At 43.2% G+C, this 24,919-nt stretch carries 22 protein-coding genes; 17 read left to right on the top strand and 5 right to left on the bottom strand.

The annotated features are described in order from the left end of the window. Nucleotides 1–85 precede the first annotated feature (85 nt). Both yaaA and sps_RS11750 read left to right on the top strand, forming a co-directional pair. Nucleotides 86–862: a peroxide stress protein YaaA gene (yaaA, locus tag sps_RS11755; RefSeq protein ID WP_077752702.1), complete on the top strand. Its 777-nt coding sequence runs from the start codon at nt 86–88 to the stop codon at nt 860–862. Nucleotides 863–1,463: 601 nt separating this feature from the next. After that, complete coding sequence (locus sps_RS11750; protein WP_077752701.1) at nt 1,464–2,018, top strand: hypothetical protein; 555 nt, start codon at nt 1,464–1,466, stop codon at nt 2,016–2,018. A 386-nt stretch (nt 2,019–2,404) separates the two neighbouring features. Here the strand turns inward: sps_RS11750 and sps_RS11745 are convergent, their stop codons facing one another. After that, entirely contained in the window at nt 2,405–3,808 is a 1,404-nt protein-coding gene (locus sps_RS11745) for a M20/M25/M40 family metallo-hydrolase (RefSeq protein ID WP_077752700.1), read from the bottom strand. A 135-nt stretch (nt 3,809–3,943) separates the two neighbouring features. On the opposite strand from sps_RS11745, the gene sps_RS11740 reads away from it, so the two are divergent. After that, nucleotides 3,944–4,240 (top strand): ArsR/SmtB family transcription factor, encoded by a 297-nt coding sequence (locus sps_RS11740; protein ID WP_077752699.1) that lies wholly within the window; start codon nt 3,944–3,946, stop codon nt 4,238–4,240. 137 nt (nt 4,241–4,377) lie between these two features. On the opposite strand, the gene rpsT is transcribed toward sps_RS11740, so the two are convergent. Continuing rightward, nucleotides 4,378–4,644 carry a 30S ribosomal protein S20 gene (gene rpsT / locus sps_RS11735; RefSeq protein WP_077752698.1) on the bottom strand — a complete coding sequence of 89 codons (267 nt, stop codon included), beginning with the start codon at nt 4,642–4,644 and terminating at the stop codon, nt 4,378–4,380. Nucleotides 4,645–4,892: 248 nt separating this feature from the next. Here rpsT and murJ point away from each other — a divergent pair, with 248 nt between their 5' ends. From murJ to sps_RS11675, 12 genes are all read left to right on the top strand, one after another. Beyond that, complete coding sequence (murJ, locus tag sps_RS11730) at nt 4,893–6,452, top strand: murein biosynthesis integral membrane protein MurJ (protein WP_077752697.1); 1,560 nt, start codon at nt 4,893–4,895, stop codon at nt 6,450–6,452. Between the two features lie 193 nt (nt 6,453–6,645). After that, nucleotides 6,646–7,581, top strand: coding sequence for a bifunctional riboflavin kinase/FAD synthetase (gene ribF / locus sps_RS11725; RefSeq protein ID WP_077752696.1), 936 nt, complete (start codon nt 6,646–6,648; stop codon nt 7,579–7,581). A 31-nt stretch (nt 7,582–7,612) separates the two neighbouring features. Beyond that, nucleotides 7,613–10,435, top strand: coding sequence for an isoleucine--tRNA ligase (gene ileS, locus sps_RS11720; RefSeq protein ID WP_077752695.1), 2,823 nt, complete (start codon nt 7,613–7,615; stop codon nt 10,433–10,435). Between the two features lie 137 nt (nt 10,436–10,572). Next, the gene (gene lspA / locus sps_RS11715; RefSeq protein WP_077752694.1) at nt 10,573–11,103 is read left to right on the top strand and encodes a signal peptidase II; all 531 of its coding nucleotides are present in this window, start codon (nt 10,573–10,575) and stop codon (nt 11,101–11,103) included. 5 nt (nt 11,104–11,108) lie between these two features. After that, the gene (gene fkpB, locus sps_RS11710) at nt 11,109–11,531 is read left to right on the top strand and encodes an FKBP-type peptidyl-prolyl cis-trans isomerase (RefSeq protein WP_077752693.1); all 423 of its coding nucleotides are present in this window, start codon (nt 11,109–11,111) and stop codon (nt 11,529–11,531) included. A 3-nt stretch (nt 11,532–11,534) separates the two neighbouring features. Then, nucleotides 11,535–12,482 (top strand): 4-hydroxy-3-methylbut-2-enyl diphosphate reductase, encoded by a 948-nt coding sequence (ispH, locus tag sps_RS11705; protein WP_077752692.1) that lies wholly within the window; start codon nt 11,535–11,537, stop codon nt 12,480–12,482. A 242-nt stretch (nt 12,483–12,724) separates the two neighbouring features. Beyond that, complete coding sequence (gene pilV / locus sps_RS11700; RefSeq protein ID WP_077752691.1) at nt 12,725–13,276, top strand: type IV pilus modification protein PilV; 552 nt, start codon at nt 12,725–12,727, stop codon at nt 13,274–13,276. Between the two features lie 13 nt (nt 13,277–13,289). Then, entirely contained in the window at nt 13,290–14,273 is a 984-nt protein-coding gene (locus sps_RS11695; RefSeq protein WP_077752690.1) for a PilW family protein, read from the top strand. 9 nt (nt 14,274–14,282) lie between these two features. Next, on the top strand, nt 14,283–14,714 hold the full coding sequence (locus sps_RS11690) for a pilus assembly PilX family protein (RefSeq protein WP_077752689.1): 432 nt from the start codon (nt 14,283–14,285) through the stop codon (nt 14,712–14,714). 2 nt (nt 14,715–14,716) lie between these two features. Next, entirely contained in the window at nt 14,717–18,232 is a 3,516-nt protein-coding gene (locus tag sps_RS11685) for a pilus assembly protein (protein WP_077752688.1), read from the top strand. Nucleotides 18,233–18,260: 28 nt separating this feature from the next. Next, entirely contained in the window at nt 18,261–18,650 is a 390-nt protein-coding gene (locus tag sps_RS11680) for a type IV pilin protein (RefSeq protein ID WP_077755655.1), read from the top strand. Then, nucleotides 18,647–18,964, top strand: coding sequence for a TapY2 family type IVa secretion system protein (locus sps_RS11675; RefSeq protein ID WP_077752687.1), 318 nt, complete (start codon nt 18,647–18,649; stop codon nt 18,962–18,964). The genes sps_RS11680 and sps_RS11675 overlap by 4 nt, the downstream gene beginning before the upstream one ends. Before the next feature lie 2 nt (nt 18,965–18,966). On the opposite strand, the gene sps_RS11670 is transcribed toward sps_RS11675, so the two are convergent. Then, nucleotides 18,967–19,473 (bottom strand): GspH/FimT family pseudopilin, encoded by a 507-nt coding sequence (locus sps_RS11670; RefSeq protein ID WP_077752686.1) that lies wholly within the window; start codon nt 19,471–19,473, stop codon nt 18,967–18,969. Between the two features lie 164 nt (nt 19,474–19,637). After that, nucleotides 19,638–20,147 (bottom strand): GspH/FimT family pseudopilin, encoded by a 510-nt coding sequence (locus sps_RS11665; protein WP_077752685.1) that lies wholly within the window; start codon nt 20,145–20,147, stop codon nt 19,638–19,640. Between the two features lie 256 nt (nt 20,148–20,403). Between sps_RS11665 and sps_RS11660 the strand changes: the two genes are divergently transcribed. After that, complete coding sequence (locus tag sps_RS11660; protein ID WP_076407836.1) at nt 20,404–20,742, top strand: P-II family nitrogen regulator; 339 nt, start codon at nt 20,404–20,406, stop codon at nt 20,740–20,742. A 94-nt stretch (nt 20,743–20,836) separates the two neighbouring features. Here sps_RS11660 and sps_RS11655 read toward each other — a convergent pair whose 3' ends face one another. Further along, nucleotides 20,837–21,850, bottom strand: coding sequence for a LacI family DNA-binding transcriptional regulator (locus sps_RS11655; RefSeq protein WP_077752684.1), 1,014 nt, complete (start codon nt 21,848–21,850; stop codon nt 20,837–20,839). A gap of 432 nt (nt 21,851–22,282) precedes the next feature. Between sps_RS11655 and sps_RS11650 the strand changes: the two genes are divergently transcribed. After that, the gene (locus tag sps_RS11650) at nt 22,283–24,919 is read left to right on the top strand and encodes a TonB-dependent receptor (protein ID WP_077752683.1); all 2,637 of its coding nucleotides are present in this window, start codon (nt 22,283–22,285) and stop codon (nt 24,917–24,919) included.

The raw sequence follows: 24,919 nt of genomic DNA, 5'->3' as shown, positions 1-24,919 counted from the left end.
ATCTAAAAAACCACGCTAATTAGCGTGGTTTTTTTATGTTTGCATCAGTATGATAGCAAGCAATAAAGTTCAATAAGGATCAGCTATGTTAGTTTTAGTTTCACCAGCAAAAACATTAGACTATGAGAACCCCGCAGGGACGGCTGAATTTACCTTGCCTAAGCTTGTCGATTACAGCGCTCAGTTAATCGAAGAGTGTCGTAAATTGACGCCAGCGGAGATAGCTTCCCTGATGAAGGTGAGTGATAAAATTGCCGGATTAAATGCTGCACGCTTCGAGAGTTGGAGCCCATTGTTTTCTACCGACAATGCTAAGCAGGCCTTGTATGCATTTCGCGGTGATGTCTATACCGGATTAGATGCTGACACTTTGCCCGCAGAAGGCATAACACGTGCTCAGAAGCACCTTAGAATACTCTCAGGCTTATACGGCCTCTTGCGTCCTCTGGATTTGATGCAGCCATATCGTTTAGAGATGGGCACCCGATTAACTAACCAGAAAGGCACAAACCTTTATCAGTTTTGGGGCAATGCGGTTACCGATGAGGTAAATCTCGCTCTGGAAGAGCAGGGCGATGATATCCTCGTCAACCTGGCCTCGAACGAATACTTCAAGTCGGTTAAGCCCAAGCTAGTGAAGGGTACTATCATAACGCCGGTATTTAAAGACCGTAAAAACGGTCAATACAAGGTGATCAGTTTCTTCGCCAAGAAAGCCCGCGGAATGATGGTTCGCTATATTCTCGACAACAAGGTGAGTACCCTTACTGAGCTGATCAAATTTGATAGTGCTGGCTACCACTACTGTGAAGCTGAATCAACGCAGCTTTCACCCGTATTTTTGCGTGAAGAACAATTGTAGGTAAGCCTTCGAATGAAGCTGGATTACATTTTTTAGTTTCATTTAGCTGGTTTGGTACTTGATTAGTTTGCTAAGTACCATAGCTTCAATGGTGTTTATTGCCTGCAGCAGGCTTAAGTGCAAACACTTCTGTGACACGCCATTTGTGCTACTTGCCAGCTAGCAAGTTTCAAATAGCTTTTTAGATAGGGTTCATTAGGTTAGTTTGTTACTTGGTTAGCTTAATGAATCATTTTACTTCAGTTTTATCTATCATCTGCCGTGAGCTTAAGTGCAACACTTCTGTGGCTCGCCGCGAGCACAATCCCTGTGGGCTCTGCCGTGACATCCTTGTCACGGAAGGTCACAGCCGCGTTCACACCTGAGTGTTTATCTCTTCGATTTAAGTTAGCTACGATCCCTTTATCTTGTATCGGGGGGAAAAATTAGGGTATCTCTTATGTTATCTGTGGGTTCTGAGGATTGAGATAGGAGTAGTTGCTAAGTAGAAATTAATGTAGTGAACGTGCTTAACCTTAATAAGTTTTAGGCGCCCCGTATTAATCCCAAAATTAAGGTATAGTGGCATTGATTTAAACAACGAATACAGTGAGTTGACTTTATGTACATAGTTGAGATGTTTGCAGACCCTTCAGACAGAGCGAGGTTCTTAGCAATTATACTATCAGCTTTCTTTGTAGGGGTTGGGGTTTGGTACACACAACGTCAAATTACCAAGAGAGAATCGACGGCATTCAGAGTTTCTAAAATAGAAGAACTATACAAAATAACTAATGACTGTATCCACCTAATTGAAAATATGCAGGAAATAGGAGCCCAAGAGCAGCGCCATCTTGATAGTGTTATGGCTGGTATGAATGTGAAGAAGGCTGGGTTAGTTTACTCTGAGGTAAAGGACGATTTACTAAAGAAGCATAAACACCTAGAAATGCTTATCAATTTATACTTTCCACGCTACAGCTACACCAGCTACCTCAAGAAATATGTAAGCACAGATGAACTAGCTGCCAGTGTAACTATTGAACAAGCTCTTAAAGATGTTCAAATAGCTAATAACAGTTCTTCTGTTCCTGATGTAAGCCTTGATGCACTTGATCAAGAAGCTGAATACTACATAGATTTAACCATAGAACTGTCTAAAATTAACGATAAGTGAGTTATTTACTACTCGATGTTAGTCGCTATAAGATAAAAATCGAACAAAGGGGTCGCAGCTAATTAGGTAGGTCTCATGATTTAAAATTGTTTACAGGTAAGGTTAAATAAATAACCTTCTTTTGAATCACCCTGTGTAGATACGGCTGCGAGCTTCGGTTTCAGGGATGAAACCGCAGAGCCCACAGGGATGTGTTCACGGCGTCTCGCAGAAGTATCTGCACATAAGCCCGCTGCAGGCGATAGATAACCATGAAGGATCGATCTTCAAACAAACTACCCAATATCAAAAAGTTAAACCACCGTGACGATAGACGGTGGTTTAACTAGTTATCAGATGAAAGCTAAATCGTGCCCAAAGGCAAAAACAGCTGAACCGCTAAACAGCTATTTAGCGACCTCAATTGGGCGTAAATTAATTTCCGATTGTGCCATCAGATACGCAAATTGGGCATAAGCGGCCACGTTCTGCTTTAACGACTCTGGATCGATTTTATCTAAGGTGTCATTTGGTGTGTGGTGATAATCAAAGTAATCACGTCCATCTTGCCTCAGTGAAGCCACTGGTACGCCTTGCTTTGGCAGCATAGAGACATCAGGGCCGCCTGAGGCAGTATTATTGCCCATTACAACACCGTTTTGAATCATAGGGGAGCTAAGAGCCTGTAATGGCGTGAAGGCCTTTTCATTGACTTTATAATCGATCTGATAGATACGACCTGCACCGAAATCTGATTCGGCAGCTATGTAATGTTTGGCTAGCTCATGCTGATGTGCCTTAGCGTAAGCTTTACCACCGACCAAGCCTACTTCTTCGGCCGCATAGAGTACGACTCTAACCGTACGTGCTGGCTTGATGGGCAGATCTTGAATGAGCTTCCCTGCCGATGTAACGATGGCCACGCCTGCGCCATCATCGATGGCGCCTGTTCCTTCATCCCAAGAATCTAAATGAGCCCCAATGAGCACTATCTCATCGGGCTTGCTGCCGCCGGTGACTTCAGCGATAACGTTATATGAGGTCGCATACCCTAAACGCTGGGGAGACATGAACAGGTCAAGCACCACGTTAGGATCTCGTTTGAGCATCAACTTGATGAGATCTGCATCCGGATTAGACATCGCGGCAGCAGGGATTTTAGCTACTCCCTCTTTGTAGCGCATCATACCTGTGTGAGCCATGCGGTCGTGATCTGTGCCTATGGAGCGGATCACAATAGCCAATGCGCCTTTCTCCGCTGCCGTGATGGCGCCGCGAGAACGACCACCCACGGTTTTTCCATAGCCTTTACCTGTGATATGACGCTCGGTGATATGGTCGATAAAGACTATCTTGCCTTTGACTTCAGCCTTAGAGGCCAATTTTAATGCCGCTAAACTATCGAATCGGGCGATGGAGGCCTGTATTCCTGTCTTTGGCGTTGCAATACTGCCACCCAGAGCGGTTACCACTATGGGTTGGCTATAGGGTGATATGATTTTTGCTTTAGCTTCCCCACGGTTCCAGACGGGAACTTGAACCGCTTCCTTATAGACTCTGTCGAATCCCAGGCTATTGAGTTTGTCTTCAGCCCATTGAACCGCAATGAGGTCTTTTTCACTGCCAGCCAATCTGGGTCCCACTTCTACAGTGAGGGATTCGACCAGCTCGTATGCCAAATTTGATCCCAAGGCTTTTTGCTGTAACTGCTGAGGTATTTTAACATCTGGTTTTTCTGCTGATATGTTCTGACAACCAAAAAGGCTTCCAAAGAGGAGTCCAATGATCAGGTTACGGGGTGTGTTTTTCATAAGTTTCCTTTGTTTTTATTACTCATGTCCCATTTTTGAAAACAATCTAGCAAAAAGTGTGCTTTATGTCCCGACTATATCTGTAAGGCAACGCTATATTAGTCACGGGGATTGTTTTAGGAGAAATTGCTCGTAATGAATATTGAATTAATGCAGCAGCGGGCAGACCAAGCCGTTGTGATGTTGAAGGCTTTGGCAAACGAACGTCGTCTGTTTATCCTATGCTATCTTCTTAGTGAAGGAGAGATGTGTGTTGGTGAGATGAATAAGAAATTGGGTTTGAGTCAATCAGCTCTTTCTCAACATTTAGCCTGGCTGCGAAAAGATAATCTAGTTGAGACTCGTAAAGAAGCTCAGACGGTATTTTACTCTTTGAAGAGTAAAGAAGTATCGGAAATTATCAAATTGCTCAATAACATATATTGTCATTGAAGCAGTGAAGGGAATCAAATTGGCAGAGCCTGAAGGCTCTGCTTTTTTTATGCCTGAAATTGAGTGGAATTAGTATCCATAAATTGCAGGCATAAAAAAACCGGCCAAGGCCGGTTTTTTTAAACATAAACTAAAAATTAAGCAGCAAGTGCTTTGATCTTAGCGTTTATGCGAGACTTCTGACGAGCAGCTTTATTCTTGTGAATAATGCCTTTAGTCGCCATACGGTCAACAATTGGTTGTGCAGCATTAAATGCTTCAGTAGCCGCTGTGTGATCGCCAGCTTTAATTGCTGTGATAACTTTCTTTACGTATGAACGTAACATTGAACGACGGCTAGCGTTATGCTGACGACGTTTTTCAGATTGAAGCGCGCGCTTCTTTGCAGACTTGCTATTAGCCAAGGTGCAACTCCTAAATAGGGTTAGATATTTTAAAGGTCGGGAATATGCCCTTTTTTTGTCACTTTGTCAATGACAATGATTGAATCTTTATCTTAAAGATAAATTAATCCAACCAGACTTGGCTATCTTCAACCTAACTCGTGTAATATGGGCGACTATTCTAGCAGCAATTGCTAGCCAGTGACAGGGGGAGAATCAATATTTGAGACTACTCGCCTGAATTGTATCGCTCATAACTGGGGTGTTTTTTGAGTAAAAGTTTATTTAAGTCAGGCATGATTGTTAGTGCTATGACGTTGATTTCTCGTGTGTTGGGTTTAGTCAGAGATGTCGTTATCGCTAATCTCATGGGGGCTGGAACCAGCGCAGATGTTTTTTTCTTCGCGAATAAAATTCCCAACTTTCTAAGGCGTCTCTTCGCAGAAGGCGCTTTCGCTCAGGCATTCGTTCCTGTTTTAACTGAATATCAGCAGAAACAAACTTCCGAGGAGATAAGAGATTTACTGTCTAAGGTGGCGGGTACATTAGGCGTTATCATCACAGTGGTGACCCTAATCGGTGTCATCGCTTCGCCCGCCTTAACGGCACTATTCGGTGGTGGCTGGTTTCTCGCATGGTTAAATGGAGAGCCTGATGGGGCTAAATTTGAGTTAGCATCCTTGATGTTGAAGATCACTTTCCCCTATCTCTGGTTTATCACCTTTACCGCCCTTGCAGGCTCTATTTTAAACAGCCGAGGACGATTCGCTGTTTCTGCATTTACGCCGGTATTTTTAAATGTAGCCATTATCAGTGCCGCTATTTTTCTGGCTCCTCGTATGGAACAGGCCGAGATAGGACTGTCTATTGGTGTATTTCTTGGTGGTCTAATTCAATTTTTGTTTCAAATTCCTTTTCTCTTAAAAGAGAAAGCCTTAGTCAAGCCTTCTTGGGGATGGAACCACCCAGGTGTGACTAAAATTCGTACCTTGATGATACCAGCACTCTTTGGTGTGTCTGTCTCTCAGATTAACCTGCTATTAGATACTTTTATAGCTAGCTTTCTGATGACGGGCTCTATCAGTTATCTCTATTACGCCGATCGTTTGCTCGAATTCCCCCTTGGTTTATTTGGTATCGCAATCGCAACGGTTATTTTACCGGCTCTGTCGAGGAAGCACGTTAATGCCGAAGGAAAGGGATTTGAGTCCACTATGGATTGGGGCGTTAAAGCGATTTTATTGCTAGGAATGCCCGCCATGTGTGGTTTGATTGTACTGGCTAAACCTATGTTGATGGTGCTGTTTATGCGTGGTGAGTTTACTCTGCACCATGTTGAAATGGCATCATATAGCTTGGTGGCTTATGGCTGTGGGTTATTGAGCTTTATGCTGATTAAGGTGTTGGCGCCAGGTTACTATTCTAGACAAGACACGAGGACACCGGTTCGCTATGGCATAATTGCTATGGTCAGTAATATGGTATTTAACCTGATTTTAGCGATTCCTTTTGGATATGTTGGGTTAGCCATGGCGACTTCGATGTCCGCACTGCTCAACGCTGGTTTACTCTATCGAGGTCTGCATAAAGCTGGTGTATATAGGGTCACTAAACAAACAGCGTTTTTCTTTATTAAGGCACTGTTATCTTGTGGAGTCATGATAGGTTTACTGCTGCAGTTCCTTCCATCCCAAGAAATTTGGGTAGGACAAGTGTTCCATGAACGAGCCGCGAACTTGTTGTTGCTTATTGCGGGTGGTGGAGCCAGTTATCTTATCACTCTGGTGATATTGGGAGTCAGACCCTGGAAAATAAAAACCGGCCTGTAACGCTGTGAATTGCTGATATCTTGCAGAGACTAAGCTGTGTGAACCGTAAAATGCCTGCTTAATTAAGGCGGCATTTTACCTTTTGATTGTTTATTAAAACTGACATCAATTATCTCAGGGAAAGATCCTTGCTGATTATCCTCGTCAGCTGGTATATAATCCGCCCACTTAGGCCTGCTAGTTATGTAATTTAATGGAACTAATCCGCGGTATTCACAATATTTTACCTGCACATCACGGTTGTGTTCTCACTATCGGTAATTTTGATGGGGTTCATCGAGGCCACGCTGAAGTTATCGCTAAGTTAGTCAAGAAGGCGAGACAGTTAAATGTCCCTGCAACCTTGATGACCTTTGAGCCTCAGCCTCAAGAGATGTTTAGAGGCGATAATGCGCCAGCTAGGCTCAGTACTCTTAGAGATAAAATCATTTTACTCGAAGAGCTGGGGGTTGACAGGTTAGTATGTATTAACTTTAATGCTAAGTTTGCTGATCTATCGGCTCAGGACTTTATCGACAAATTATTGATTGAGTCCTTAGGGGTTAAATACTTGGTAATAGGGGATGATTTTTGCTTTGGTAAGCAGCGCAAAGGTAACTTTGAGATGCTTAAGTTAGCTGGGGAAAAGCATCAGTTTGCCGTGGTGAGTACTCAAAGTTTCGTTTTAGGCGATAAACGAGTCAGTTCGACTGAAATTAGAAATCAGTTGGCTAAAGGTAACTTAGAGCAAGCGAGACGTCTGCTCGGTCATCCTTTCACCTTGTGTGGTAAAGTCGCCCACGGGGAAAAATTAGGCAGGACTTTAGGATTTCCAACAGCCAATATAGCGCTTAAACGTCAAGTGTCTCCGGTGAGGGGGGTATTTGCCGTTAAGTTGTATTGGGACGGCAGTGATATTTATGATGGCGTGGCCAATGTGGGTTTTAGACCGACTGTCAATGGCCAGATCTGTCAGTTAGAAGTGCACCTGTTTGATTTCGATGATGATCTTTATGGTCGTACCGTCGAAGTTGAGTTGGTAGCGAAGATTCGAGATGAGCAGCCATTCAAGTCGTTGGATGCGCTGAAAAAACAAATTAACAATGACGCTGACAAAGCCAAGGCTCTGCTTGGCAATGATGCAGGCTAAACTGCTTTGCTAAATTAATGGTATAGGATCAATGAGCGACTATAAATCTACTTTGAATTTACCGGAAACTGAGTTTCCGATGCGTGGTAATCTGGCTAATCGTGAGCCGGAAATGTTGAAATCCTGGGCTGCAGACGGACTGTATCAACAGATCCGTGATAGCCGTATTGGCCGTACACCATTTATTTTGCATGATGGTCCTCCTTACGCCAACGGTGATATTCATATTGGTCATTCTGTTAATAAAATCCTCAAAGATATTATTGTAAAATCTAAGACGCTATCTGGTTTCGATGCGCCCTATATTCCTGGCTGGGATTGTCATGGTCTACCTATTGAGCTAAAAGTTGAGCAGAAAGTGGGTAAGCCTGGTCATAAGGTTACCGCGGCTGAGTTTCGCGAGAAGTGTCGTGAATATGCGGCTAAGCAAGTTGATGGCCAGCGTGATGGTTTTATTCGTCTTGGTGTATTTGCCGATTGGTATAAGCCTTACCTAACGATGGATTTCGATACCGAAGCTAACATAGTGCGCTCACTGTCTAAGGTGATCGAGAGTGGCCATCTGCATAAAGGTGTCAAACCTGTGCATTGGTGTACCGATTGTGGCTCGGCACTGGCCGAAGCTGAAGTCGAATATGAAGATAAGAAGTCTCCGGCTATCGATGTTGCCTTTGTTGCAACGGATAAGGCTGCTTTGTTGGCTAAGTTTGGTGGCGTTGAGACTGAAACTGATGTCTCTATGGTTATCTGGACTACGACACCATGGACCTTGCCTGCAAACCGTGCATTGTCAATCGCAGCGGATCTTGATTACTCATTGGTTGAGTTTGTTAAGGACGATGCCACCAGAGTCGTTATCTTAGCCGAGGCGCTTGTCGAGTCATGCATGGAGCGTTATGGAGTCGATTCTCATAAGGTCCTTGCTCAAGTTAAAGGTCAGGAATTAGAGCTTTTACGCTTTGACCATCCTTTCTATGACTTCGATGTGCCAGTTATCTTAGGCGATCATGTTACTGTCGATTCGGGTACGGGTATTGTTCATACCGCACCTGGCCATGGTCAAGACGATTTCGTGATTGGTCAGAAATATGGTCTAGAAGTTGCCAATCCTGTTGGCGATAATGGTGTTTATAAATCAGATACCGAAATTTTTGCTGGCCAACACGTATTTAAAGCTAATGCGAATGTGGTCACTCTTCTTGAAGAGAAGGGCGCGTTGATCAAGCACGAGAGTATTCTTCATAGTTACCCTCATTGCTGGAGACACAAGACTCCTATTATCTTTAGAGCGACACCTCAATGGTTTATCTCTATGGATAATAAGGGCCTGAGAAAGCAAGCTCTGGGCGAAATAGAGAAGACTCAGTGGATCCCTGATTGGGGCCAGAGTCGAATCGAGAAAATGGTGGAGAATCGTCCGGACTGGTGTATCTCACGTCAGCGTACCTGGGGCGTTCCTATTACTTTGTTTGTTCATCGTGAAACCGAAGAGTTGCATCCTGACAGCATCTCCTTGATGGAACGCGTTGCTAATAAGATCGAACAAGAGGGCATCCAAGCCTGGTGGGATCTTGATGCGGCAGAACTTCTAGGTGATGAAGCCGACCAATACCGTAAAGTCACTGACACCTTAGATGTGTGGTATGACTCAGGTTCTTCATTCTCATCGGTCGTTGCGGCTCGCCCCGAATATCATGGGCATGGCATAGACCTTTATCTTGAAGGCAGCGATCAGCATCGTGGTTGGTTTATGTCATCTTTGATGATATCGACCGCGATGAATGGCAAAGCACCTTATAAGCAAGTATTGACTCACGGTTTCACCGTCGATGGTAAAGGCCGTAAGATGTCAAAATCTGTGGGCAATGTTATCGCTCCTCAGACTGTGACCAATAAATTAGGCGCGGATATTCTACGTCTATGGGTGGCAGCAACGGATTATAGTGGGGAAATGACGGTTTCTGATGAAATCCTCAAGCGTAGCGCCGATTCCTATCGCCGAATTCGAAACACCACACGTTTCTTACTGGCTAACATCAACGGTTTTGACCCGGTAAAAGACGCGGTCGCCATTGAAGATATGGTAGCCCTGGACCGTTGGGTGGTACGTCGTGCTGCAGCCTTGCAAGAAGAGCTATTAGAAGCCTACGAGCAGTACAACTTCCACACAGTGACTCAGAAATTAATGCAGTTCTGTTCGGTTGAGCTTGGTAGTTTTTATCTCGATATCATCAAGGATAGACAGTACACAGCTAAAGGCGATAGCCATGCCCGTCGCAGTTGCCAGAGTGCACTGTATTTGATTTCTGAAGCTATGGTACGTTGGATTGCACCTATCTTATCTTTCACAGCCGATGAGATCTGGAAGCTACTTCCTGGTGAGCGTGATGCTTATGTATTCACTCAAGAGTGGTTCCAAGGGCTAGAGTCAGTGACTGTAGAGTCTGATCTTAGTGATGAGTTCTGGGAGCAGTTGCTTAGCGTTCGCGGTGAAGTCAACAAGGTTATCGAGCAAGCCAGACGTGAAAAGCTGGTCGGTGGTTCATTGGAAGCTGAGATCACCCTATATGCTGATGAAGCGTTATCTACAGCGTTAAACAGTCTAGGTGACGAGTTGAGATTCGTACTGCTGACATCTAAAACACAAGTACTTGATTTGTCTAAGGCGCCAAGTGATGCGATTGAAACTGAGCTTGCATCGCTTAAACTTGGCTGGTTGAAGTCCGAAGCAGCTAAATGTGAGCGCTGCTGGCATCACAGAGAAGATGTTGCTCAAGTTGAAGCACATCCAACTCTTTGTACCCGATGTGTTACTAACATCGAAGGCGAGGGTGAAGTACGCCAGTTTGCCTAACTTGTGATACTAAGAGCCTGATAACATCTTCAGGCTCAATATTTTATATATGGCGGCTGAATAATAAAGCTGCCATGAATATTTGAACTATGGAAAGTGACGCTACTATGCGTCATTTTTTTTAAGAGGAAGGCCCTATGCCAATTAATTGGAAAGAGAGTGGTTTACGCTGGTACTGGGTGGTTGTACTGATATTCATTGTCGATCAAGTCTCTAAGCAATGGGTCTTAGCTAACTTTGACCTTTATGAATCTGTAAAACTATTACCTATATTTAATTTTACCTATGTGCGTAACTATGGGGCTGCATTCAGCTTTTTGAGTGATGCTGGTGGTTGGCAGAAATGGTTATTTACCTTTATAGCAGTGGGATTTAGTGCCTTGCTGACATTCTGGTTAAGAAAACAACCGACAAAGATGTGGCGACTCAACCTTGCCTATACTTTAGTTATCGGTGGTGCCTTAGGTAATCTTATCGATCGTCTGCAACATGGATACGTGGTCGACTTCTTGGATTTTTATTGGAACAAGAGTCACTTTCCTGCATTTAATATCGCAGATTCTGCAATTTGTGTCGGTGCTGCACTTATTATTATTGACTCATTTATCTCAGATCGCCTCGAGAAACAGAAAAAAGCGCAAGATGAAAAAAGTGCTGCAAAGGAGTAATTGAATTGACTGATGTACGTTCTATTTTATGTCATATGAATATTGTGCTTGAAGATGGCTCTACCGCCGATAGCACCAAGGCTTCGGGTAAACCTGTGAGGCTTAATATCGGTGATGAAAGTTTAAGTCCGGCTTTTGAGGCACAAATCGAGTCTCTTGGGGAAGGTGATACCCATAGTTTCACTCTCGAAGCTGTCGATGCCTTTGGCGAGTCTAATCCAGACGCGATTCATTATATGGATAGAAGTAAGTTTCCCGGAGATATGGAACTCGAGCCTGGTGTTATTGTGAGCTTCGGTGGTCCGGGTGGCAGTGAAATTCCAGGCATCGTTAGGGATATAGCTGGTGATTCTGTGACGGTGGATCTTAATCACCCTTTAGCGGGTCAGGTGCTTACGTTTGAGTTGGAAGTGATACAGGTACTTTAGTGTATGAATAAAGCAAATGGTCTACAGATTAAGCTTGCCAATCCCAGAGGCTTCTGTGCCGGTGTTGATAGAGCCATCAGCATAGTCGAGCGTGCGTTAGAGCTGTTTTCTCCACCTATCTATGTGCGTCATGAAGTGGTGCATAACCGTTATGTGGTCGAGAACCTTAAGGCGCGAGGAGCTGTGTTTGTCGAGGAACTGGATCAGGTTCCTGATGATAGTATCGTTATCTTTAGTGCACATGGTGTATCACAGGCAGTGAGAGCCGAGGCTAAGCGTCGCAGTCTTAAGGTATTCGATGCAACTTGCCCTCTGGTTACTAAGGTTCATCTTCAGGTCACTCGTGCAAGCCGTAAAGGAGTCGAGTGTATTCTTATTGGACACGCCGGCCACCCTGAGGTTGAAGGCACCATGGGCCAGTACGATAACCCTGAAGGGGGAGTCTTATTGGTCGAGTCTCCAGCAGATGTCGAGTCTCTTGTGGTTAAGAATGCAGATAATTTGTGTTTCGTCACTCAGACAACCTTGTCGATGGATGACACTGCAGGTGTCATCGCAGCGTTGCAGAAACGCTTCCCATCGATTGAAGGTCCGCGTAAAGATGATATCTGTTATGCCACACAAAATAGGCAAGATGCAGTACGCAATGTTGCCGATGATGTGGATCTGTTTATTGTTGTGGGATCTAAGAATAGTTCTAACTCGAATCGTCTTCGAGAATTAGCACAGAAACGTGGTACAGAAGCATATCTGGTTGATAATGCTGATGATATTAACTCTGCTTGGTTCACTAACGTGACTAAAGTGGCAGTAACTGCGGGAGCATCGGCTCCAGAGGTGCTGGTTAAGCAAGTGATAGATGCTATTGCTGAGCTCGCACCCAGTGTGATCACTGAAGTTGAGGGGCGCAAAGAAGATACCGTTTTTGCTGTGCCAGCTGAGCTGAGGTAGAAGCCGTTGCAAATTGATGAAAACAAATAAAAAAGGAGGCTTAGGCCTCCTTTTTTATTGTTTGAAGTTTAAGCCGGGTCTAACAAGTTCCATTTTTAGACACTAATATTACTAGCGGGTAACATTCGACTAAACTATGATTAACCTATATCATGGTTTAGAATGCTAACTTACAGATTTTTAACAGGTAAATCACTAATTAAAGCGTCAAATATGTGGCGGATGAAGGGAGTTTGACGCTTATGAATAATAAAACCAAAGGATTCTCACTCGTTGAAGTTTTAGTCTCCTTAGTTATTTTGGTTATTGGCTTGATTGGTATTTTTAATCTGCACCTTGTTGCCAAGAGAGGCAGCTTCGAATCCTTCCAGCAGACACAAGCATCCTTTTATGCCATCGATATTATCAATCGGATGAAACTCAATAGAAGCCAGTTAGCCGGCTATGCCGGTACTTACACTGGTAGTTTATCTGCACCAGGAAAGTCCTGTGATGTGGCTGTGGGGGGAAATGCTATTTGTACCAGCATCGAGACGCGTGCTTGGGATCTTTTTCAGTGGGAGCAGTCAATGAATGGGGCTGGTGAAACCAAAGGTACCCGTTCTATTGGTGGTTTGGATGCTCCGACCGCATGTATCCAGATATCGGGTACTGGAGACGTATTGGTTGTGATGACCTGGAGGGGGATTCGTGCTGTTTCTGATGGTGCAGCCAGTGCAGGAGATTTTGTGAAATCCTGCGGCACCGCTAACAAGCGTAGAAGAGCCTATTCAGTTAATACTGTGATTATTTAGTTTGGTTAATCCTATGAGCAATAAATTAAAAGTACAACAAGGCTTATCATTAGTAGAGTTAATGGTAGCTATGGTTATCTCGTTGTTTTTAAGTGCCGGCTTGTTTTCAATGTTTAATATGTCAGCAACAAATGTGGTAACGACTAGTCAGTTTAACCAGCTACAGGAAAACGGTCGTATTGCGCTAGCTTTAATTGAGCGTGATGTCAGCCAACTTGGCTTTATGGCGGATATGACGGGTACCGATTTTATTATAGGGACTAACACCCAGATTAACGCCCTTGCTATTCCAGCTGGCAGTGATTGTGTCGGCGGTGGGGCTAATAATGCGAGTTTGCCCAATAATAACCCTGCACATTTTCGTCGACTCTGGGGATATGAACAAGGAGTTTCAGCCGATTCCTTCGCCTGTTTAACAGGAGTGTCAGCTTCGACCGATGTATTACAAATCAAACGCTTAGTCGGACCATCTGTTGCTGTTCCTAATGATAATAACCGTTATTACATGGGCGCGACAGCCAACGAAGCTGTGATTTTCAGTGGTGACCAAGTCACTCCGGTTATGAACAATGCTCGTTTCTGGGAGTATCAGCATCATATTTACTACATACAGGAAGATAGCGGTGTCCCGGTGCTTCGCCGCCGCGTGCTGAGAAATGGTGGAATGAATACTTCGGGCAGTTATGAACAGCTGGTGGAAGGTATCGAGAATATTCGTGTGCTCTATGGTTTCGATAACGATGGTGATGATACCGCCGATAGTTTTATGCCTGTACAAAATGTCACTAACTTGATGTGGGATAATGAGCTATTTCAACGCTTGGTTGCTTTAAGGATATTTATTTTAGTCAGATCTATTGATGAAGACAGAGGTTTCACCAACGAATCTAGTTACCAGCTAGGTGATAAAGTCATTGCTGCTACGAATGACCATTTTAGAAGAAAGGTGGTTTCAGCCACCATAGTACTCGAAAACCCCGTGTTGATAAGGAACTAGGAGGTCATCATGAAGAAACAAGAAGGTATGGTACTTTTTTTCTCCTTGATAGTACTGATTATCATGACTGTTATTGGCGTTGCACTCGCCGTCAACTCTAGTCAATCGATGAAGATGGCTGGTGCTGGCTCAGAACGTATCGAAGCCATGTCTGCCGCTCAAGGAGCGCAAGATAGGGTGGTTGCAAACAATCAAGGGGCAACGATGGCTAACATGGAAGGCACTATGACTTTCGTGGATGCCGCACTTGGGGTTACCAATACACTTAATCCATTGGCCGCTGGAGATGTGAACTGCCAGAGAAGCACAAAAGCTAGCTCGGCAAATTTAGTGAGTTGTAGACGGATAGAGATTTCAAGTGCTGCAACATTTGGGAAAAAGAATCTGGGGCAATTGAGCGTGGTCGCTGGTGTTGAACAGGAAGTATTAACCGGGAGTTAATTATGTGGATTAAACGTTTTCTTTGTGCCGTTATCGTGAGTTTAGGCACGATATCTGGAGTGACTCATGGAGATGATACTGAGCTCTATGTATTTGAGTCATCGGCACGTTCCGGTGCAAGGCCACAGGTTCTGATTATCTTCGATAATTCGGGCAGTATGGATACCAGTGAATATACGGAGACTTTTTACGAGCGTGGGGAAACAGTCAGTGATTCTACCAAACTCTATTACAGTAAAGGCGGTGTTGGGGTTCCGGAGTCCGCTAGTAATAACTATATTTTTCAAAGTGTAAATGGTTGTAAAACCTCAAAAGTATATCTGGAATCTTATGGGTTTTTCACTGGGTTTATTAGGGAGTATGGGTTTACAGGTGAAAATGGTACCTGGACAGAGTTACCTGATGAACTAGGAAGTACTGTTACATACGTGGATTGCTTCGAAGATTTCGAAGATGATGCTGCTTTACAATTTAGCAATGCTACAGGGGTTTCCGATGGTTTTCCTGTAGATAGCTTAGGCTCTAAAGCATCGCCAATACCCTATACCAATGTAACCAGTAGTTCATCTTCTTCAGATAAAACAGCTGCTATTGATAAAGCATTTTTGACAAAGTTTGGTATAGGTAAATCTGTTACTTTATACACAAAAACTTATATTGATTGGTACCATAGCACCAAAAGTAAACGCTGGACAACTCGAATGGAGATTGCCAAGCGAGTCATGGAGGACACTGTTGTCACTACACCCAGTGTTGATTTTGGGTTATCGGTATTTAACTATAATACAGGCCGAACCAGTGATGGTGGACGTATTATATCGGGAATACAGAGACGAAATGCGGCCAGTAAAAAGACATTAGTTGAAACGATTAATAATCTAGATGCTGATACTTGGACACCACTATGTGAAACCTTGTATGAGGCCTATCGTTACTTTTCTGGTGGAAAGGTTAAGTTTGCTAAAGAAGCGGGAAGTTTAGATCCTGAACGCGATAGAAGTGTCGAGGATGGTAACTATTATATTTCCCCATTTGGTGAAACTCAGTGCTCGAATCGCTCCTATGTCGTTTACGTTACCGATGGCTCGCCAACTCGTGATACAGCAGCTAATTCTTTGGTGAAAGGTATGTCGGGCTATCGCTCTGCCGATAAGGAAGATGGAAGCTATCTTCCTGCACTCGCCAGTATTTTAAATCGCAAAGATGTAAACACAAATTTAGAGGGTGATCAGTTTGTCAGTACTTTCACTATTGGGTTTAGTGATGGTGCTGATGATGCCGCTCCTATATTGAAGAAAACGGCAGACTTAGGTGGAGGTGCATACTTTGCTGCGAAAGATGCGACTCAATTACAAAGTGCACTTTCACAAGTCTTCTCACAGATCTTAGAGGTCAATGCGAGCTTCACTTCACCTTCCATTGCAAGTAATAATTTCGATAGAACCCAAACATTTGATTCTGTTTACTACGCCATGTTCTTGCCCAACAAAGGGCCTAGATGGATGGGTAATATCAAGAAGTTTAGGGTGACAGGTAGTGGTGATATCGTCGATAAAAATGGTGCTTTGGCAATAGGCACTGATGGTAACCTCAAAGCATCCTCGTGCTCATATTGGACCCCAAATTCAGTTTGCTCCGGTTCTAGTGGAGGAGGTGATGGTAATGATGTCCGAGTCGGTGGAGCCGCACATACTTTGAGAGGAACCACTACAAGGAAGCTCTATGGCAATCTAGGCACAGGTGGTTCGTTAAAGTTGCTGACAAAAAGTAATGCTTCAAATTCTGCCGGCGGCGACAGTGCATTAGCGGCATATATGGGAGTTAATAGCACTGAACTCAATAAGTTATTTGATTGGGCTAAAGGTAAAGATGTCGACGATGACGATAATGACAATAGCACCAGTGATATTCGTGAGGATGTACTAGGTGATCCGCTGCACTCGAAGCCGTTGGCCATTAACTTCGGAAGTTCATCATCACCTGATCTGCGAATATTGGTGGGGACAAATCATGGCTTCTTACACATGTTTAAGGACTCGGGAGATTCAGTCGCTGAGTCATGGGCATTTATGCCCTATGAGTTGTTACCTAATTTAGTCGAATTAAGAGCGAATGTTCCCACCGGAGTACACTCAGTCTATGGGATGGACAGCCCTCCAGTGGCCTATGTGAAAACGGGCTCAGGCGGAATAGAGAAGGCTTGGATCTTTGCCGGTATGAGACGTGGAGGCAAGTCTTACTATGCTATTGATATTACTAGTCCTGACTCTCCTAGCTATATGTGGAAAATTGATTCAGATAGTGCAGGCATGAGTGAGCTTGGTCAAACTTGGTCTGAGCCTGTTATTACCCTTATCCCTGGCTGGCCAATAGGTAATACAGATCCAGCCTCTGCTTCACCTGTACTTATTTTTGGTGCTGGTTACTCTCCTTCATCAAAAGATCCAGCTGCTGTTGGTTTACCTGATGTACAAGGTCGCGGTGTATTTATTGTAGATGCTAAAACAGGAGTGCTAGTACACGCTTTTGGGCCTAGTTCTGGTACAAGTGTGACCCAGATGCCAGGGATAACCGATAGCATTCCCAATTCTGTTGCCGTGCTCGATGCTAATGGTGATAGGTTGACCGATAGAATTTATGCGACCGATACAGGCGGCAATGTTTGGCGTATGGATCTCCCAAGCGCTAGCCCTAAAAGCTCGACTAATCCTTGGACTGCGTTTAAATTTGCTGATTTAGGCGGTAGTACTTTAGCCTCTGATAGGCGATTCTTTTCAGAACCTGCAGTGGCGCAAACGGTATTTACTAATCTGTCTGAAGTGGATGTGACTGTCGGCGGAACTACAACTAAAACTAAAACATATCAGAATGTCGCTTATGATGCGGTAGTTGTAGGTACTGGGCATAGACCTCATCCGACAGACACTTCACGTTCAGATATGTTCTATATGCTTCAAGATCGCCATGTTATTTCTCGCTCATTTAATGGTGCACCGGGTAATGAGGTACCAGAAGCACTGACTTTAGCGAATCTTTATAATGTGACATCTGCAGTGCCCTCCTCAGATGCAGACAATATTAGCTTCGGCTTAAAGCGAGGCTGGTATTATGGCTTTGGGTCATTAGGCGAGAAAAGTTTAGCAGGTGCTTCAATCATTGAAGGTCGAGTTTTCTTTACTTCATATGTTCCCGGAGATACGGCTTCGAGTACTCAGTGTCTAGTTTCAGGCGTCGGACGACTTTATGGGTTCGACCTTCATAAGGGGACTCGTTCTTATACCCATGAATATCTAGAAATGGGCGAGAGAGTGCCCGATACGCCGCAATTGGTTATTCCACCTAATGGAAATGGAGATTCCTATATGTACCTGATAGGTATCGGTGCTGCTGGTGATGAGATGGAGAAATCTGGCGGTGGAGGTGGAGGTGGAGATGGAGATGGATGCCCTCCAGGTGATGAGAAATGTGTTGGTGGTGGCTTAGGTGTCAACCGTATTTACTACCATATCAACGAGTAATGATTACAATATGATGAGTGAAAATCGGATGAATAAAATTAAAGGTTTTAGTTTAATTGAGTTGATGATTGCTGTTGCCATTATGGGGATCTTAGCGGCAGTTATTTACCCAACTTATACTGATTTTGTGGCGAAGGGAGGACGGGCAGATGGCTTGGCAGCGGTAATGAGAGTCGCGAACTTGCAAGAGCAGTTTTATCTGGATAACAGGCAATACGCTACGGATATGAATGACCTTAACCTAGGTGCAGATCCTTATGTCACTGATAACGGCTTATATAGTGTAGATTCAACCGGAACGGCCAGCTTTATTGTCGTGGCAACGGCTCAAGGGAAGCAGGCAAGTAGAGATAGCGCATGTATCACTATTCAGATTAATGATATCGGAGAAAAGTCACCTGCGGAGTGTTGGGAATGAATAAGTCACAGTTAACATATATAATATTTTCATTTATTGCATCTGCACTATTAGTTAACTCGTCATCTGTTAATGCGGATGATAGAAAAACTGAAAAACTTGAATATAAGTGTTACTTGAAGACGGCTAAAGGGCATGAAATTGCTTTCTATAGATGGGAGGTAAAGAATTTTACCAAAAACATGGCCAAATTGCCGTCAAGAAAGATCCCTGGTAAAGGTGTCTATATCAAGAATGTTGAAGAATGTGTAGAGCTTGATGCTTCATTTACATCTGGCGCAGCTCAAAAACTAGATGAAGAGACTGCAAGGTAGGGTTAGTTACAGTTAAGGTTGGTTGCTGTGCTAAACCTTGCTGTTCCAGAGGCATTAATTTGCAGACCCATAGTTTCATCGCTCACCTTACTACCGGGGCAGTAGATAAATAAGCCTGCACTGGTGAGTCCATCTGTAGTGAAGTTTATTGCGCTGGGTGCAAATGAAACAAAATCGCTAGAATTAAAAGCGCCTACGACAGTAAGAACTTCGTCGTTGCCATCGATTTGATTTGGGGCGCCATTATCGAGAAATATTTTGAAGCCTTTACTCCAGTCTGCGTTACAGCTTCCTGATACTATTGGGCACATGGTCACTCTAGAGCCGTAGCTAACGGCGTGGCTGCGTGCAAACTGCAAAGATTGGTTGACCTTACGTATCTCGCTATCAGTTCGATATCCTTCATACATGGACTTTAAGGACGGAGCGCCGACACCGACTAAGAGCATGGCAACTACGAGTGTCACCATGAGTTCAATTAATGTAAATCCATTTTGTTGCGGCCGCATAACACCATCCTCGTTTTTAGTACTCCATTAAGTATAAGCGAGAACCAGTCTATTTACAGTATGAAAAAACAAGTATTTAAAGCCAATATATTGGCTTTAAAGGGAATTTTGACTATTTCAGTTTATTTTATTATGGCCTAAAAATGTTATTTCTACTTTAGTCATTATCTGCATTCGATGATATTAGCTTTTGAGAAGCGGATCCTTCCTGATTGATTAATTATTACTGCTTTCGAGTATTCGTTCATTGTCGATGATGGACAATATTTTAAGGTACCGTTGGTACCAGAAGCTAGTCCATCGGTCTGAAATCTAATTGCGCTACGGTTATAAGTGACAAAGTCATCGTGGTAGAAGCTGGCGGTTTTGATCAGAATTTCATCTTGACCATCTATGACATTGCCGGCACCTGAGTCAATAAAAGCCGTAATACCAATCGTCCAGTCGTCGCTACACTGGTTTTCTACTATGGGGCAAACTGTCACACGTACGCCGTAGTTGATGGCTGTATTGCGTGCCAGTTGAAGTGTTTGTTGTATGACTCGAATGGATGAATCTGCTCGATAGTGTTCATAGAGGGAATTGAAATTTGGAACAGCAATACTGATCAAGGTTGTAGATACGACCAGAGTGGTCATGAGTTCTATTAGAGTAAAGCCATTATTTGTATTCATATTCAGTCCTTTGAATATAAGCCCGAGAAATCATCTTCATTGACCCGTGTTGCGTCCTGCAATCACATTAAAGCAGTGGCCAATTGTGAAAGTATAGTTAGATTGGAAGAATTGGTAAGGTAATTTTATTGTTTTGTGAAATGGAAATGCCTTCCATAAGATTGATTAGTATATTAACTTTGGAGAGCCACAAGCTCGTGATAAGCTTGAGCAATAATATTGATAAGTAATTTATTACCCTATTAAGGAGCATTTGATGAAAAAGGTCGAGGCGATTATTAAGCCATTTAAGTTGGATGATGTTCGTGAATCTCTTGCTGAGATCGGCATTACCGGCATGACCGTTCTAGAAGTCAAAGGCTTTGGCCGACAAAAAGGGCACACTGAACTGTATCGAGGTGCCGAGTACATGGTGGACTTTTTACCTAAAGTCAAAATAGAGCTAGTGATCCAAGATGAGCAACTAGATCAAGCCATTGAAGTCATTGTGGATACGGCGCGTACAGGTAAGATTGGTGATGGTAAGATTTTTGTCACTGAGATTGAGCGTGTGATTAGGATACGTACCGGTGAGGAGAATGAAGAGGCGGTATAACGCTCTTTATAAGCATTAGTAGATATTTATAAAAATGGCGTTGAGATTCAACGCCATTTTTGATTTTATATGTATTGGTTATAAATCGGTATACCTAGGTCGCTTTCGAAGATGAGTCTCTGATCACTGGTTCAGGTATGAAAATCTTCGCCTGCGCAGACTTCTGAGATCGTCTCTTCGCAATCAAGAGTTCGGTAGCCATCTGGGCTATTTTCTGATTAGGCTGATGAACTGTCGTTAGTTTTGGCCAGGTTTGTCTTGAAAATGGACTATCTTCGAAGCCGACGATTGAAATATCATTGGGGATATCCAATCCTTCGAGCCGTGCAGCAAACAGTGCACCAGCGGCTATTTCATCGTTACAAGCAACGATTGCAGTAGGTTTGTTTGCTCTGTTAAGTAAAGTCTTTGCACCGGATACACCGGATTCGAAAGAGTACTCGCCTTCAATAATGTTTTGTTTATCTAGCTTCAGGTTATTATCCTGCAACGCTTGGGTATAACCAGATAAACGTGCCTTGGTAGATTCGTGGTGTTGATCACCACTTAAAAAGGCGATGTTTTTGTGGCCTAAGTCAATTAAGTGCTGGGTGATTGAAACTGCTCCATGTTTATCATTCACAAGGACGGCTAACCCAGTGTCGCTATCTATTTTTTCTCCAGCAATAATCCGCACATAATTCGCATCAATTTCATCTAATGCTTGGAGGATTTTTGGGTCTTCAGATAGAGGAGGAGTCAAGACTAAACCTGCCAGTCTTGCATGCTTTACCAAAGTGGTTAATTCGGCGCAAATGTTATCAGATTTGGCATTGCAAGGGTGAATTAGCAGCTCATATCCAAGATCTTTACATGAGGACAGTATGCCGTTTTGCATATCAATAACATAATAAGCGTTGGGATTATCATAGATAAAACCAATTACATAAGACTTAGTGCCTGCTAAGTTTCTTGCCGCTAAATTAGGTTGATAATCCAACTCTGTAATGGCTTTATTGACTTTATCTATGGTGGCTTGTTTTACAGAAGGCTCGTTATTGGTGACTCGAGAAACTGTTTTAATTGAAACACCAGCATGTTTCGCTACGTCATTTATTGTGACTTTCATACAACTAAACACTCGTCTTATCAGTGTGTTATAGGTAAGCTCTAATACTTGTAAAGATGAGTGTACGTCTTTTGTATTCAGGTTTACAAAGAACTTTATTTCATTTTGTTACGGTCTATAGTGCGAACTTTTACCTTAATTAGCAATCGACAAATGTAATTTTCCTTCGATAAGAATAATTTTCTTATAACTAATAACAGGAATTTTTATCCCTCAAGCCCGCATGCAACAAAGGTTTAACAAGTGGGTGTCTGGCCGACACCTGTAATAAAAATGTTCAAACAGACTTGTTTTCGGCTCTTTTGGTTATTTTCTTGTGGCTTCCATGTAAATTATTGTGTAATGTTTGTACTAGACATGACAGCGTTGTCATTCCTGAGGGAATGGTTATGGAAACTAAAAAATAAAATAAAGTTATGGAAGGGAAACGAGATGCGACCATCTAATTTTAAGAAAAGTGTACTAGCTACAAATATAGCGCTATTGCTAGGTACTGCAGTCTCTATGTCTGCAATCGCGGCAGAAGCAGATTCAGCTGTAACGGCTGATGAAAACATTGAAAAGATTGAAGTTCGAGGGATTCGTGCTTCGCAACAGGCCAATTTGAACGCCAAGCGTTTCTCTGACGGTACTGTTGATGCGATTACCGCTGAGGATATCGGTAAGTTCCCGGATAAAAACGTTGCTGAGTCTTTACAGCGCATTCCTGGTGTAACTATCCAGCGTCAGTTCGGTGAAGGTGCAGGTGTTTCAATACGAGGTGCAGGTCAAGATCTGACCTTAACTACACTTAATGGTCAGAATGTTGCGTCAACAGGTTGGTTCGTATTAGAGCCTGCGAAGCGTTCATTTAACTATGAGCTACTCCCTTCTGAGCTTGTTGGCGATATAGAAGTTTATAAATCATCTCAAGCAGATCTAGCCGAAGGTGGTATTGGTGGTACGGTAATTATTAATACTCGTAAACCGCTTGATATGGACTCTCTAACTTTTTATGCTTCCGCTGAAGGTCAATATCAGAGTGACTCTGATACGGTAGACCCCCAGTTTTCAGCTTTGGGTTCTTGGAAAAATGATGAGGAAACATTTGGTGTTTTAGTTTCAGGTGTTTTGCAAGATCGTAGCTTACAGCGCCAGGGTAATGAAGCTTTTTGGGAGTGGGGAGCTGGTCCCGTTGCATTTGAGCAAGAGCGTAAACGTTCTGCTCTTACTGCTACTTTCCAATATGCTCCAACAGATTCGCTAAACTTTGTTTTCAACGCGATTGATATGCAGATGGAAGCAAATAATACCAACTATGCACTTTGGCTTACTCAAGGTGATACATCTTGGTCTGGTGCCCCAGGTTCTGGTGCGTGGGATGATACAACCTGGTTAGGCGGTTGTGGTCTATGTGGTGGTGATGCTCCGAGTGCTGATGGTTCAGGGACTCAAGTTGCTGGTCCTTTGAATGTTGCTTTTTGGCAGGCTCGTCCACGTGAAGCGACAATGAAGTCTCAAGTATTCGATTTAAAGATGGAATACGCAGGTGATAACTATGAATTTACCACACAGATAGGCACAACAACGTCATCTGGTGGTACAGACTTTGAAATGGTTGTAGATGACGGTACTGGTGGCACACCAATCCCAGGTGGTTCCTATGACTTTACTGGTGGAAGCCAGACTTGGGATACTAATGGTTTCGACATCGCAGCTTACGATCCTGGGTCATTAACCATGGGGACAGGTTCAAACTTTAACCGCACCCCAAAGACTGATGATGAAAGCTACATTCAAGCTGATATTAAATTCGATGTTGATTTCGGTGTGATCAATGCGATTAAGACTGGTGTTAAATACGCACAGCACAATACAACTTCTCGTCGCTATGAGTATATTCAGGCTGAAGGTTTTGATACGACTATTGCAACAAGTAGTGTTGCTGCTGGAACTATAGATGTCGGAGCCGGTGACTATCAGATAGCAAAGTTTGATCCTGAAGCGCTAAAAGCGTGGGCTAAATCTAGCATAATTGGCGAAAGTGAAGATTTAGGTTCATATCGTGAAGTTGATGAAGATAATTATGCTGCATATGTGATGGCGAACTTTGGTACAGACGGCATGCGCGGTAACTTTGGTGTTCGTTATGCTGGGACTGAAGCAACTTCAACATATTATCAAAGTGGTAAGAAAGTTTCGGATGATGCAAGTTATGGTGAATGGTTACCAAGCTTAAACGTAGTCTTGGACCTTTCTGATGATGTGATAATGCGTGCTTCAGCAGCTCGAGTTATGGCTCGTCCACAATATGATGATATGTATGTTAACCCGAATGTTTTAGGTGCTGATGATGATCTGCCTGATAATCAGTACTGGGTAGTAGGTAATATTGGTCTTAATCCATACGTGGCTAACCAAATGGATTTAGGTATTGAGTGGTACTTCAACGAGGACTCTTTAGTATCTGTAGGCCTATTCTGGAAAGATGTTAAGAACTTCGTAACTATCAATGAATACCGTGCAGATAGTGCAGACATTCCATTCGAGGGAACATTACGACCTGATGAAGAAGCTGCTGGTTGGACTGTTCAAGAGAAACAAAACGGTGAGTCAGCGATTATCCAAGGTGCTGAATTTCAGTATCAACAAGATTACGGTAATGGTTTAGGTTCTATTGTTAACTATACCTACACTGATACAGAGACTGGTGAGGATACTTACACTGATATGAATCCATTCTTGAGTGATAGCTCAGAACATTCATATAACGTGACAGGTTACTTTGAAAATGATCTTTTCCAAGTTCGTTTAGCATATAATTGGCGTAGTGAGTACATGATCCGTGAGCAAGGTTCTTATGGAAATCGCTTACATGATGCATTTGGTAGCTTAGATTTAAGTGCTATCTGGCATGTAACTGATTATTTAGATATCAAACTTGATGGTAATAACTTACTTGAAGAAGGTTCGGTTCAGACTGGTAACAATAACTTCCAGACAAACCGTAGCGGTTTCACTAATGGTTTCCCTACATTTGAATATGAAATGGCTCGTCGTGTGACTTTAGGTGCGAGTGTAAGGTTCTAA

It is taken from the genome of Shewanella psychrophila (assembly GCF_002005305.1).
Taxonomy (GTDB): domain Bacteria; phylum Pseudomonadota; class Gammaproteobacteria; order Enterobacterales; family Shewanellaceae; genus Shewanella; species Shewanella psychrophila.
This window is presented reverse-complemented; position numbering and strand designations above follow the sequence as displayed.